The organism is Hydrogenothermus marinus (assembly GCF_003688665.1).
Classification (GTDB): Bacteria; Aquificota; Aquificia; order Aquificales; family Hydrogenothermaceae; genus Hydrogenothermus; species Hydrogenothermus marinus.
The window spans coordinates 25,727-39,066 of record NZ_REFO01000013.1; the positions used below are offsets into that span (position 1 = coordinate 25,727).

Sequence of the window (13,340 nt, forward strand, 5' to 3'; positions counted from 1 at the left end):
TTACCAGTAAGGAATCTCTTCCATCTGGAATAAAAAGCTAAATGGAACAGCAAGTCCACCTATATATGCAGTCCCAGGTTTTAAAAATGGTAAAAGCTCAAATATATCCTCTTTTGATTGTTCAAAAAATATAGATATAGCATCAAGATCATTTTTTGTAATAAGTTTAAATATTACTTGGGTATTTAACTGGGAAAGTATAAATTTACTTATATTTGCAGGTCTTTGGGTTATTGCTATTAATCCTAGTCTTAACTTTCTACCTTCCATTGCTATCTTTTTTGCATTTATATATGCAAGATTCTCCCTTCCAGAAGGAATTTCTGATGTACCTTTTTCAGGTGCAAAATTATGAGCTTCTTCAAGAACTATAATCCTATCTTCTATCTTATCTTTAGCAAGTTTTAGAATTTCTCTCATTATAAGCCCTGCAATATTTATTCTTGTTTCTGCTATATCTATATTTTTATAGTTATATATAACTATGCTTTCTTTAGCTTTTAAAGATTCTTCAAGCATTTTTATTGCTAAAGGCTGATACTCAATAGACTCTTTTCCATAATTTCTTTCCCAAAAGGAAACAATGTCCAATAATAAAATTTTTATAAATCTATCTTCTATCTGATCTGAAGCTTTATATATTAAATCTTTTAGATTTATCTCTCTTAGAGCTGTTCTATCAAGTTCAGGTTTTAGGTTTCTTCTAAAAAATGCCATTAACTTTTTTTCATCCTTAGAGCTTTCTCTAAGAGTTAAACCAGCTTCTTTTAAAATATCTTTCATATCATTTACATCTAATGGAAAAAGTATATTTGGAAGTTGAATATTTTTTATATTTTTTGATTCTTTTAGTTCTTCATAGTATTCACCATACATATCAAAGATGAAAATTTTTGCTGGTTTGTCGAAATTTTTAAGTATTTTTTTTACAAATGTTGTTTTTCCTGAACCAGTTGTTCCAAGAACTGCCATATGCATTGATATAACTTTATCCATATCAAGATAAGCTTTAACATCTGTCCCTTGAAGTTTCCCAAGATATGTTGGGAATTTCATATCATAACCTGAATGATTTTTTAAGAGAATTGCTTTCAGCTCTTTTTCTTCTACTTCTAAAACTTCAATAGGTAGTCCTGCTTCAACAGGTCTAACAGGTGTTTTAAAAAGATTTCTTTCTTTTTCATACTCTCCAAGTATCTCAAATTTTGCTAGCTTTATTCTTACTCCTTCTTTTGATAAAGCAAAAACAGCTGATTTTATCCAATCTTTTTCATTATTAGAAAAAATATTTAAAATTTTACTATCCTTTATATTGTCTTCTTCTTTTATATTTGAAAAAGCTAAATTTATACTTTTTATATCAAAAATTCTTCCAAGAAAAAAATTACCATCTTCAAGAGGTATTCTTACATAGGTTTGTTCTTGAATGTCATCTAAAATTAAAGCAGTACCTTCTCTTGTTGTATCAAGACTTGCAACAAATGCCACCGTTTTTGAAAAATCATAAGATACTGATTTAATATCTTCAAATATATTTAAAAGTTCTTTTATTTTACTTTCTTCAGACGTATAAACTGCAGTTTCTATGTTTCCATCTATTAAAAGTCCTGAATTTGTTATATTTGCAGAACCAATAACTGCTTTTTTATTGTCAGAAATAATAAATTTTGAATGTAAATTAGGATTTAGATATATTTTCCCTTTTTTTTCTTTTATTATTTTAAAAACTTCTGGATCAGTAATTTTTAAATCTTCATAGGATGATGCTCTTATTATAATCTGAATATTAACATCTTCTTTTACTAAATTAAGAAGATGTTTTAATATATCTCCTTTGATCCATGCTGAAACTATTTTTAAATCTTTCTCTGTTTCTACAAATATCTTTTCAAGCTTGGGAAGTATTTCCTCTTTCTTTAATATTTTCATTTTCTAAATTTCCTAAAATAAATTGTTCCACTGCATCAAGTATATTTTCGGCTATAAAATCTGCCTCTGTATTATTTACATATTTTAAACCTTGACCTGTTTTTACAAGTATAGCTTTTATGTTTTCTTTATGTGCCGCTTTTATATCTGTTTCTTTATCACCAATTAAAAAAGATTTAGATGGATCTATATTAAACTCTTTTATAGCCTGTTTTATCATTCCACTTTCTGGCTTTCTACAATCACATTTCATTGTAAGCTCTGGAATAATACCTTCTGGGTGATGGGGACAGTAATAAACTTTCTCTATTTTTATACCTTCTTTTTCAAACTCATTTAACATATGTTTTGTAACATTTTTAAAATCTTCCTCTGTATAATAACCAACAGCAATTCCTGATTGGTTTGTCACTATAAAAAGTTTATATCCAGCATTTTGAAGCTTTTTTAAAGCAGGAAAAACTTCTGGATAAATATAAAAATCTTCTACTTTATGAACATATCCTTTATCTTCATTTATAACTCCATCTCTATCTAAAAATACTGCTTTTTCTCCCATATTTTATTCCTTTTAGTTTATTTAATGATAAAATAATAACTCAAAAGTACCAATGAGGTAAATCTATTGCCAAAAAGAACAGATATTAATAGAATCCTACTAATTGGCTCAGGACCAATAATAATAGGACAAGCAGCAGAATTTGACTATTCAGGAACACAAGGAGCAAAAGCTTTAAAAGAAGAAGGATATGAAGTAATTCTTGTAAACTCAAATCCAGCTACTATAATGACAGATCCAGAAATAGCAGATAAAACATATATAGAGCCTCTTATTACACCTGTTTTAGAAAAAATAATAGAAAAAGAAAGACCAGATGCTATACTTCCAACTCTTGGAGGCCAAACTGCTTTAAATTTAGCAATAGACCTTTATGAAAAAGGTATTTTAGATAAATATAATGTAAAAATGATTGGTGCTAATTATGATGCTATAAAAAAAGCAGAGGATAGAGAACTTTTTAAAGAAGCTATGGAAAAAATTGGCTTAAAAATGCCTAAAAGTAAAGTTGTAAATTCCATGGCAGAAGCTATAGATGTAATGGACTGGATAGGATTTCCAGTTATAATCAGGCCTTCTTTTACCTTAGGTGGAACAGGTGGAAGTATCGCGTATAATAAAGATGAGTTTTATGCAAAAGTAAAAGCAGGACTTGATGCATCTCCTATACATGAGGTTCTTTTAGAACAGTCTGTAATTGGTTGGAAAGAGTTTGAAATGGAAGTAATGAGAGATAAAAATGATAATTGTGTAATTATATGCTCAATAGAAAATCTTGACCCGATGGGAGTACATACAGGAGATAGTATTACAATTGCTCCTGCAATGACTCTTTCAGATAAAGAATATCAGATATTAAGAGATTACTCTGTAGCAGTAATTAGAGAAATAGGCGTTGAAACTGGAGGTTCTAATGTTCAGTTTTCTCAAAATCCAGAAACTGGAGAGTTTTATGTGATAGAAATGAATCCAAGGGTTTCTCGCTCTTCAGCTTTAGCATCTAAAGCAACAGGTTTTCCTATTGCAAAAATAGCAGCAAAACTTGCAGTTGGATATACTCTTGATGAACTTCCTAATGATATTACAAAAGAAACACCAGCATCTTTTGAGCCAACTATAGATTATATAGTTACAAAAATGCCAAGATTTGATTTTAAAAAATTTCCAGAAGCAGATCCAACCCTTACAACAATGATGAAATCAGTTGGAGAAGTAATGGCAATAGGAAGGACTTTTAAAGAAAGTCTTCAAAAAGCATTAAGAAGTTTAGAACTTGGAAGATATGGACTTTATATTGGTCTTGAAAAAGAAGATGATGAAAAAGTAAGACAGAAAATAATAAAACCAAATGAAGATAGAATATGGTATATAGCAGAAGCTTTTAGAAGAGGTTGGAGTATAGATGAGATTCATTCATTGTGTCATATAGATAAATGGTTTTTAAATCAGATAAAAGAACTTGTTGATTTTGAAAAAGAGCTTGCGAAAAAAAATCTTGCAACAATTACAGATGAAGAACTTGAAAAAGCTAAAAAATGGGGATTTTCAGATAGGGAACTTGCAAGACTTTTAAAAACTTCAGAAGATAATATAAGAGAAAGAAGAATACCTATATCATATAAAGTGGTTGATACTTGTGCTGCAGAATTTAGAGCTTACACACCTTATTATTATTCTTCATATGAATCTCTTTCTGGAAAAATTAATGAAGATGGAGAAGTTATATTATATAGAGACACAGAAAACTAAGGAGTAGATAAATGATTTCTTTAAATAAAGATACTGATTTTATATTTAATAAGATACAAAAAGGAGAAAGAATTACAGAAGAAGAAGCTTTATATCTTCTTGAAAATGAAGAACTTTTAAATATAGGAACAATTGCAAACTATGTAAGAGCAAAAAAACATCCAGATAATATAGTAACTTTTGTAGTAGATAGAAATATTAATTATACAAATGTATGTGTTGCAGGTTGTAAATTCTGTGCTTTCCAAAGAAGAAAATCAGATAGTGATGCATATGTTTTAGACTTTGATGAAATATATAGAAAAATTCAAGAACTTGTTGATTGGGGTGGAACAACTCTTTTAATGCAAGGTGGGTTAAATCCAGATTTAAGACTTGATTTTTATGTTGAACTTTTTAAAGGAATTAAAGAAAGATTTCCGCAAATACATATTCATAGCTTATCAGCTACAGAGATAAACTATATATCAAAACTTGAAAAAATATCTATAGAAGAAACATTAAAAATATTAAAAGATGCAGGACTTGATAGTCTTCCAGGAGGTGGAGCAGAAATATTATCAGATGAAGTTAGAGTTTTAATATCTTCAAATAAAACAACTACAGACCAGTGGCTTGAAGTACATGAAACAGCACATAAACTTGGAATGAAATCAACAGCTACAATGATGTTTGGACATGTAGAAAAACCAAAACATATTATAGAGCATCTTTCAAACATTAGAAAACTTCAAGATAGATCTCTTGAAAACCATAAAGGATATTTTACTGCTTTTATACCTTGGACATTCCAAAAAGGAGGAACAAAATTAGACTTTTTAGAACCAGCAACATCTGTTTGGTATCTAAAAGTTTTAGCAGTTTCAAGAATATTCTTAGATAACTTTGATAATGTACAAACCTCTCATGTAACCCAAACTATGAAAGTAGGACCAGTTGGCCTTCATTTTGGAGCAAATGATTTAGGAAGTACAATGATAGAAGAAAATGTAGTTACATCTACAGGCCTTCCTGTTTCATACCCAAAACCAGAAAAAATGGCAAAAATAATAAAAGAAGCAGGTTTTATACCAGCCCAAAGAGATACATACTACAATATAGTTAGGTATTTTGATGATATAAGCTAATACTGTTCTTTTTTTATTCTTTTGAACTCTTTTTTTTCTAAATCTACAAATAGAGCTTGGAATAAAAATCCATCTTTAGAAACTTCATATTTTTGATTTATACCTGTTAAAAATTTTTCAATAGGTTCTTTTATTTTCATTCCTATTACAGAATGGTAGGCACCTGTCATACCAATATCTGTAATATATATTGTTCCATTTGGAAGCATTTTTTCATCTGCAGTAGCAACATGAGAATGAGTACCAAAAACTATATCAGCTTTTCCATCTACATAATATCCAAAAGCATTTTTCTCAGAAGTTGCCTCCCCATGAAAATCTACAATTATATAATCTACTTTATCTTTTATTTCTTCATATATTTCATCAAATTTTCTAAATGGGCAGTCTAAAGGAATTCCCATAAAAACTCTACCCATTAAATTTATAACAGCTATCTTTTTCCCATTTTTTTCAAAAATGTTATAACCTTTTCCTACAACTTCCGGAGGATAATTAGCAGGTCTTAAAAGATTTTCTTTTTCTTCTAAAAGCTTAAAAGCATCCTTTTTATCAAAAATATGATTACCAGATGTTAAAACATCAATATTTAACTGGATAAGTTGATTATAAACCTTTTCTGTTATTCCAAAACCACCTGCAGAGTTTTCTGCATTTGCAACAATAAAATCTATTTTATATTCTTCAATAACAGAAGGAAGAAAATGTTTTAAAGCATTTCTTCCTGTTCTTCCAATAATATCTCCAATTAATAAAAATCTCATTTCTACCCTACACTATATCTGTATAAGCTTTTTCTCCATGGGTATATTCATCTATACCCATTATTTCTTCTTCTTTAGAAACTCTAAGACCAATAATGCTATCAACTATTTTAAAAATAATAAAAGAAACAATTATTGTATAAATTCCAACAGAAACTATACCTATTATTTGAGGTAAAATCTGTGAAGCATTTCCAAAAAGTAGTCCATTAATACCACCTACTGATTCTTTTGCAAATATTGCAAGTAAAAATGCTCCAAGAATACCACCAACACCATGAACACCAAATACATCAAGAGAATCATCATATTTAAATTTACCTTTAACATAAACAACAGCTATAAAACATATAATACCACCTAAAAATCCTATAATTAAAGATGCAAAAATATCTACAAATCCTGCTGCAGGAGTTATTGTAGCAAGACCTGCAATAATTCCTGTTAAAAGTCCTAAAGTAGTAGGTTTTTTAAATAATACCCATTCTGAAAACATCCAAGTAATACCACCTACAATTGCCGCCATAGTTGTACTAAATGCTGCAGATATTGCCTGACTATTTATTCCAAGGGCTGAGCCACCATTAAATCCAAACCATCCAAACCAAAGTAATCCTGTTCCAACAGCAACTAAAGGTAAATTAGAAGGTCTCATAATATTTTCTTTTCTTGCACCAACTAAAATAGCTCCAACTAAAGCACCAAGACCTGATGTTTCATGAACAACTATACCACCTGCAAAATCTAAGGTACCAATATTAGATAACCATCCACCACCCCAAATCCAGTGAGCTACAGGAAAATAAACAAATGTTCCCCATAAAGCTGATACTAAAAGCCAAGCTTTAAAATTCATTCTTTCTACAAATGCACCTGTCATTAATGCAACAGTAATAGCTGCAAAAGTCATTTGAAAGAAAATAAATAAATAATGATAAATATTTTCTGAAGCAGGTGCTGGATCAGAAGGATTTATTCCATTTAAAAATATATACTGTAAATTCCCAATAAATCCTCCTATGTCTTGTCCAAAAGTTAAAGAATATCCATATACTATCCATATTAAACCTACTATACAAAAAGCAGTAAATACCATTACAAAGGTGTTTAACATACTTTTTGCTTTTGTTAATCCTGCATAAAATGATGCAAGTCCTGGAAGTGACATAAGTAAGACTAAAGCAGTAGATACCAAAATCCAGACATTATCTGCAGGTACAAGCTTCATGCTAATTCCTCTCTAGTTTTTATATTATTTATTATAAATAAAAAAAAGGAAAAGCCTAAAAAGGCTTTTATTTAGCTACTTCTACAAATCTTGATTCTCTAATTGTTGTAACTTTTATCTGTCCTGGAAAATCTACTTCATTTTCTATTCTTTTTGCTATTTCTTTTGTAAGTAAGTATGCCTCTTCATCTGATAGTTTTTCTGAATTTACTATTACTCTTACTTCTCTACCTGCTTGTATTGCAAAAGATTTTTCTACATTTTCAAATGAGTTAACTATTGCTTCTATTTTTTCAAGTCTATTAATGTAAGATTGTAAAGCTTCTCTTCTTGCTCCTGGCCTTGCTGCTGATAAAGCATCTGCTGCTGCAACTAATACTGCTTCTGGATATCTTGCAGGTTCATCATTATGATGATAAAGGATAGCATTAATTACAACATCTGGCTCTCCATATCTTTTTGCAAGTTCTGCTCCTATTTTTGAATGAGATCCTCCAACTTCGTGAGATATAGCTTTTCCAATATCATGCATTAAACCACCTCTTCTTGCAGCCTTTTCATCAAGGCCAAGTTCTGCTGCCATCATTCCTGCAAGATAAGCCACTTCTTTAGTATGAAGGAGAACATTTTGAGTATAAGATGTTCTATAGTTTAATTTACCAATATAGTAATAAAGTTCAGGATTTACATCTGTAAATCCAAGTTCTAAACAAGTTTCTTCTCCCAGTTTTCTAACATGCTCTTCCATTTCTTCTCTAACTTTAGATACAACTTCTTCTATTCTTCCTGGGTGAATTCTTCCATCTGCAATAAGTCTTTCTAAGGATATTTTTGCAATCTCTCTTCTTAATGGATCAAATGAAGATATAGTAACTATATCTGGTGTATCATCAATAATTAAATCAACACCTGTTTCAAGCTCAAAAGCTCTGATATTTCTTCCTTCTCTTCCAATAATTCTACCTTTTAAATCATTACTTGGTAAATCTACTACTGAAACTGTATAAGATGTTGTTATTTCAGGTGCAAGTCTTTGTATTGCAGTAACTAAATTCCATTTAGCTTCCTTATCTGCTTCTTTTCTTGCTTGATCCTCTATTTCTTTCATAAGTTTTGCAGCTTCTAATTTTGCTTCTTCTTCAACTTTTCTTAAAAGCTCTTGTTTTGCTTCTTCTTTTGTCATAGATGCAATTCTTTGAAGTTCAAGTTCAAATCTTTCCTCTGCTTCTTTTATTTTAGCCTCTCTTTCTTCAATCTCTTTTTTTGTTTCTTCTATCTCTTTTTCAAGCCTTTGTATTTCGTCCCATCTTTTATCTATCTCTTCTTCTCTATGTTCTACTCTTGCAAGTTTTTTCTCAAGTTGAGCTTCTCTCGCCATTAATGTTTTTTCAAGAGCTTGAAGTTCCTCTCTTTCTTTTTTTAGCTCATTCTCAAGCTCTTTTCTTGCTTTTAAAATTTCTTTTTCAATAATAAGCTCTTGCTGTCTTTTTAAATCTTCTGCCTCTCTTTTTATACTTTCTGCTTCTTGTAAAGCTTGTCTTTTAAGATTTTCTATTTCTCTTTCTGCTTCTTTTTTCGCTTCTTGTTCAATAGCTTCTTTTCTTTTAATAATATTTTCTGCTTCCTTTACTTTTTCTTCTAATTTTTTTCCATAAACTGTTTTACATCCTATAAATCCTGCTGCTGAGCCAACAGCAAGGCCTGATATTCCAATTATAATTTCAAACATCTCTTAATTCCTCCTTTATTTTTATTATTTTGGTAGGAGTAACAATTAAATCTACAGGTATATCATGATGTTCAGTAGGAAATTTATCTAAAACCTGAAAATCATAAGCTACTCCTATTTTTAATGCATCTGTCTTTTTTAAAAATCTATCGTAATAACCCTTTCCATATCCTATACGATGTCCAGTTTCATCAAAAGCTACAGCTGGCACAATAACAATATCTATATCTTTTGGATTAAATAGCTCTCCTTGTGGTTCTAAGATTCCAAATCTACCTTTTGAAAAATTATCTAAGGAATCTACCTTAACAGGTAATATATCTTCAGAAGTTGTTTTAGGAAATAAAAATGTTTTATCTGAAAGTTTATAGAATAATGGGAGTATATTTACCTCATTTTTATGAGGGTAATAAAGCATTATAGTATCTGCTTTTTTTAACTGAGGAAGATTAATAAGCTTATCAATTATTCTTTTGGAATCTTCCTCTGCATATCTGTGCTTATTTCTTTTTTCAAGTATTTTTTCTCTTATACTTTTTTTCATATGACCTCCCATTATTCCAATGGAAGGTCACGCGGGGTTAAATATAATAACCCGCGAGGCCGACGGGAAGAACCCATATTTCTGGGTTCCAAGCAATAGGTGGGTGTCCGCACCGTAATTCCTACTGGAATATACGGGATGTAGGACTCCCTTTCGTCCTGTTATAGCCCAGAAAATTTCAGGACATCCCTATCGCACCCCGCAGGCTTTTTTTATCATATTTATATTTAAAGGGGTTTAAGCCCCAGTTATTTCCGCGTATACCTTCCATTAGCTTCTTAAATTAACCTTTAATTTTAAACTTAAATCTTTCACTAAATCTTCCACTATTTTATTAACTTCCTCATCTGTTAAACTTCTATCACCAGCATTAAATTCTATAGAAACTGCAATACTTTTTTTGCCATTTCCAATATAGTACACGTCAAATAATTTAACCTTTTTGACAAATTTGCAAGTTTTTTCTATTTCTTCTAAAAGTTTTCCTACTTCAAAGTTTTCATCAGCTTCAAAAGCTAAATCCCTTTTTACAGATGGATATTTTGGTATGTCTTGATAAGTGATAGTAGGTTTTTCTTTAAATAAATCAAAAATAAATTTCTTATTTAGCTTTCCATTTAAATCTCTTGATATACCTTTAATATAAAGTTCTCCAACATAAGTATTGTCAGGTATTTCAAGTTTTTCAGCTGCTTTTGGATGGATTTTACCAAAATATCCTATTTCTATATCTTGGTAGATTAATTTAGCACTTTCATACTTATTTAAGAAAGGCTTATCTTCAATGTTAAGTTTTGTATCTTTTAATCCAATTTTAGTTAAATAGCTTGTTAATAATCCTTTAACCTTTAGAAAATCCCATTTTTTTGTAGTAGAAAATTTTTTATCTTCTTGAGTATAGTTATATCCATCTATAAACTTTCCAGAAAGAAGAATTCCAAGCCTTGTTTCCTCTCTATCATCAAAGAAAGTAGTAGCTATCTCAAAAATAGATAAATCCTTATTGCCATATCTAAGATTTTCTTTTTGCACATTTAAAAGGCTTACAATAAGAGTGTTTCTCATTAATCTTTGAGATTTTAGGATATAGTTAATTATCTCAATAGTTGGTTTTTCTATACCTACGGTCTCATACTCTTCTTCACCAGAAAAAGAGTAGGTAAGAACTTCATTTAATCCATTTGATAAGAAAAACTGCCTTGTTCCTTCTTCAAACTTATAATACTCAGGAGTTTCAAACTGCTTAGTAGATACGGAAGGATAACTTTCTTCTAAATTATTAAATCCTTTTACTCTTCCAACTTCTTCTATTAAGTCTATTTCCCTTTCTAAATCATAAGCTCTAAATGCAGGAATTTCAGCTATAATCTCATCTCCTTCTATCTTAGAAGGAATTTCAAGTCTATTCAGTATTTCTACTGCTTCTTCCAAAGGAATATCTATTCCAAGAATTCTTTTTATCTGTTTTTCTCTTAATCTTACTACCTTTGAAGTATAAGGTTTTAAGTATAAATCTTTTTCTCCTACTGCTTTTCCATTTGCATACTTTTCTATAAGCTCTACTGCTATATCTTGAGCTTTTGGGAGATTTTCAATATCAACTCCTCTTTCAAATCTGTAAGAAGAATCTGTATTTATAGCAAGTCTTTTTGCTGTTTTTCTTACTGATATAGGATCAAAATTGGCTGCTTCAAGGAGTATATTTTTTGTATTTTCATCTACTTTAGTATTATCTCCACCTATTACTCCGGCAATAGCTATTGTCTTTTCTTCATCAGCAATAACAATATCTGTTTCTTTTAAGGAGTATTCATTTCCATCAAGGGCTACTATTTTTTCTCCTTCTTTTGCCTGTCTAACTATTACTTTACCTTTGATTTTATCTAAATCAAAAGCATGGAAAGGTTGCCCTTCAAGAAGTAAAACATAGTTAGTAAAATCAACTATATTATTAATAGGTTTTTGGCCTGACTTTATAAGTTTTATCTGAATATCAACAGGAGAAGGTTTTATGCTTACATTTTCAAGGATAATTCCTCTATATCTATAAACTTTATCTGTATTTATCTGTATTTGAGGTTCCTTTTCTTTGAAAATAGAAACTATAGGAATAATTTCTTTCCTTTTTACTCCAAATACTGCTGCAATTTCCCTTGCAAGCCCTTTTACAGATAAAGCATCTCCTCTATTTGGAGTTATTTCTATCTCAAATATATAATCTTCTCCAAGTCCAAGAAGTTTTGAAGCATCTACTCCTATAGGTGTATCTTCTCCAAGTATAAATAACTCATCTGTTTCAATTCCAATATCAAGTTCAGTTAAAGATAAAAACATACCTTCAGATGTTATAGAGCCAAAATTGGTAGGTTTTATTTCTTTCCCTTTTATTTTAGCCCCTTCTTTTGCAAGTATAACAATATCATTTTCTTTTATGTTTTTAGCAGTAGTAATTACTTGGTATTCTTTTTCACTATCTGTAGCTTTACAAACTAAAAGGTTATTCTTTTCTGGATGAGGGGTTATAGAGATTATTTTTACAGTTGTTAAGTTTGGGATATAATTCCCAAATTTTTCTACAGTTGTTTCAAGTCCTGTTTCATTTAGTTTTTCTTCTATCTTCTCTGGAGTTTCATCTATATCAACAAGCTCTTTTATCCAGTTATAGCTTACTCTCATTATAACCCCTTAAACTGCAAATTAAATCTCATATCATTATTAAATAGTAGTCTTATATCTGGTATTTGGAATTTAAGCATAGCTATTCTTTCAATTCCAAGTCCAAAAGCAAATCCTGAAAACTCCTCAGGATTTATTCCTACTGCTTTAAATACATTTGGATCAACCATTCCACATCCAAGAATCTCAAGCCATCCTGTTCCTTTACATACTCTACATCCTTTTCCTTTACAAACTGTACATCCAATATCTACTTCTGCAGAAGGTTCTGTAAATGGGAAATAACTTGGTCTAAATCTTATAGGAATATCTTTACCAAATACTGTTTCTAAAAATATTTTTAAAATTCCTTTTAAATCTCTAAAACTTACATTTTTATCAACAAAAAGTCCTTCTATCTGATGAAACATAGGAGAATGGGTAGGATCTAAATCTTTTCTATATACTTTCCCTGGTGCCACTACTGCAAGTGGAGGTTTTTTCTTTAACATTGTTCTTATCTGAACAGGAGAAGTATGAGTTCTTAAAACATAACCTTCTTTATTTATAAAGAAAGTATCCTGCATATCTCTTGCAGGATGATCTTTTGGAATATTTAACATATCAAAGTTATACTCTTCAAGTTCTACTTCTGGCCCTTCTTCTATAGAAAATCCCATAGATACAAATATATCAGTAATATACTTTAAAGTATATGTAGTAGGATGAGGTGCTCCTGCTTCTGTCCATTCTGCAGGTAAAGTAATATCTATTTGAGATTTTTTCAGTTTTTCTTCAAGAGCTTTCTCTTTAAGTTCAGTTTCTTTTTCTTTTATTAAATCTTCAAATAGATTTTTTACTTCATTTATAGCTTTTCCAAATTCCTTTTTTTGCTCAGGAGTCAGTGATTTTAACTGCTTTAAAAAAGAAGTTATCTTTCCTTTTTTCCCAAGTAAAGTAGATTTAACCTTTTGAAGTTCTTCTAAACTAAGAACTTCTTTTATTTTTTGTTTATATTCTTCTTCTAAAGCTTTTAACTGCTTTTTTATGTCCATC

General features: G+C 30.0%; 10 protein-coding genes and 1 other RNA gene. 2 read left to right on the forward strand and 9 right to left on the reverse strand.

Features of this window, described 5'->3' with window-relative positions:
- Both CLV39_RS06130 and gmhB read right to left on the reverse strand, forming a co-directional pair.
- Positions 1-1,929, reverse strand: a complete 1,929-nt coding sequence (locus CLV39_RS06130) for a helicase HerA domain-containing protein (protein WP_121923362.1) — start codon at positions 1,927-1,929, stop codon at positions 1-3.
- Entirely contained in the window at positions 1,889-2,488 is a 600-nt protein-coding gene (gene gmhB / locus CLV39_RS06135; protein ID WP_121923363.1) for a D-glycero-beta-D-manno-heptose 1,7-bisphosphate 7-phosphatase, read from the reverse strand. Before gmhB ends, CLV39_RS06130 begins: the two co-directional genes overlap by 41 nt.
- A gap of 66 nt (positions 2,489-2,554) precedes the next feature.
- On the opposite strand from gmhB, the gene carB reads away from it, so the two are divergent.
- Together carB and mqnC are read left to right on the forward strand one after the other, a co-directional pair.
- Positions 2,555-4,237 carry a carbamoyl-phosphate synthase large subunit gene (gene carB, locus CLV39_RS06140; protein ID WP_121923364.1) on the forward strand — a complete coding sequence of 561 codons (1,683 nt, stop codon included), beginning with the start codon at positions 2,555-2,557 and terminating at the stop codon, positions 4,235-4,237.
- An 11-nt stretch (positions 4,238-4,248) separates the two neighbouring features.
- Entirely contained in the window at positions 4,249-5,364 is a 1,116-nt protein-coding gene (mqnC, locus tag CLV39_RS06145) for a cyclic dehypoxanthinyl futalosine synthase (protein WP_121923365.1), read from the forward strand.
- On the opposite strand, the gene CLV39_RS06150 is transcribed toward mqnC, so the two are convergent.
- From CLV39_RS06150 to pheS, 7 genes are all read right to left on the reverse strand, one after another.
- Positions 5,361-6,128 carry a TIGR00282 family metallophosphoesterase gene (locus tag CLV39_RS06150; protein ID WP_121923366.1) on the reverse strand — a complete coding sequence of 256 codons (768 nt, stop codon included), beginning with the start codon at positions 6,126-6,128 and terminating at the stop codon, positions 5,361-5,363. The genes mqnC and CLV39_RS06150 overlap by 4 nt on opposite strands.
- Before the next feature lie 7 nt (positions 6,129-6,135).
- The gene (locus CLV39_RS06155; protein WP_121923367.1) at positions 6,136-7,356 is read right to left on the reverse strand and encodes an ammonium transporter; all 1,221 of its coding nucleotides are present in this window, start codon (positions 7,354-7,356) and stop codon (positions 6,136-6,138) included.
- A gap of 67 nt (positions 7,357-7,423) precedes the next feature.
- Positions 7,424-9,085: a ribonuclease Y gene (gene rny, locus CLV39_RS06160; protein WP_121923368.1), complete on the reverse strand. Its 1,662-nt coding sequence runs from the start codon at positions 9,083-9,085 to the stop codon at positions 7,424-7,426.
- Positions 9,078-9,629, reverse strand: coding sequence for a 5-formyltetrahydrofolate cyclo-ligase (locus CLV39_RS06165; protein ID WP_121923369.1), 552 nt, complete (start codon positions 9,627-9,629; stop codon positions 9,078-9,080). The genes rny and CLV39_RS06165 overlap by 8 nt, the downstream gene beginning before the upstream one ends.
- A gap of 44 nt (positions 9,630-9,673) precedes the next feature.
- A non-coding RNA gene (gene ssrS / locus CLV39_RS06170) (6S RNA) lies at positions 9,674-9,840 on the reverse strand.
- A gap of 59 nt (positions 9,841-9,899) precedes the next feature.
- Entirely contained in the window at positions 9,900-12,305 is a 2,406-nt protein-coding gene (gene pheT / locus CLV39_RS06175; protein WP_121923370.1) for a phenylalanine--tRNA ligase subunit beta, read from the reverse strand.
- Positions 12,305-13,339 carry a phenylalanine--tRNA ligase subunit alpha gene (gene pheS, locus CLV39_RS06180; protein WP_121923371.1) on the reverse strand — a complete coding sequence of 345 codons (1,035 nt, stop codon included), beginning with the start codon at positions 13,337-13,339 and terminating at the stop codon, positions 12,305-12,307. The genes pheT and pheS overlap by 1 nt, the downstream gene beginning before the upstream one ends.
- Position 13,340: the final 1 nt, after the last annotated feature.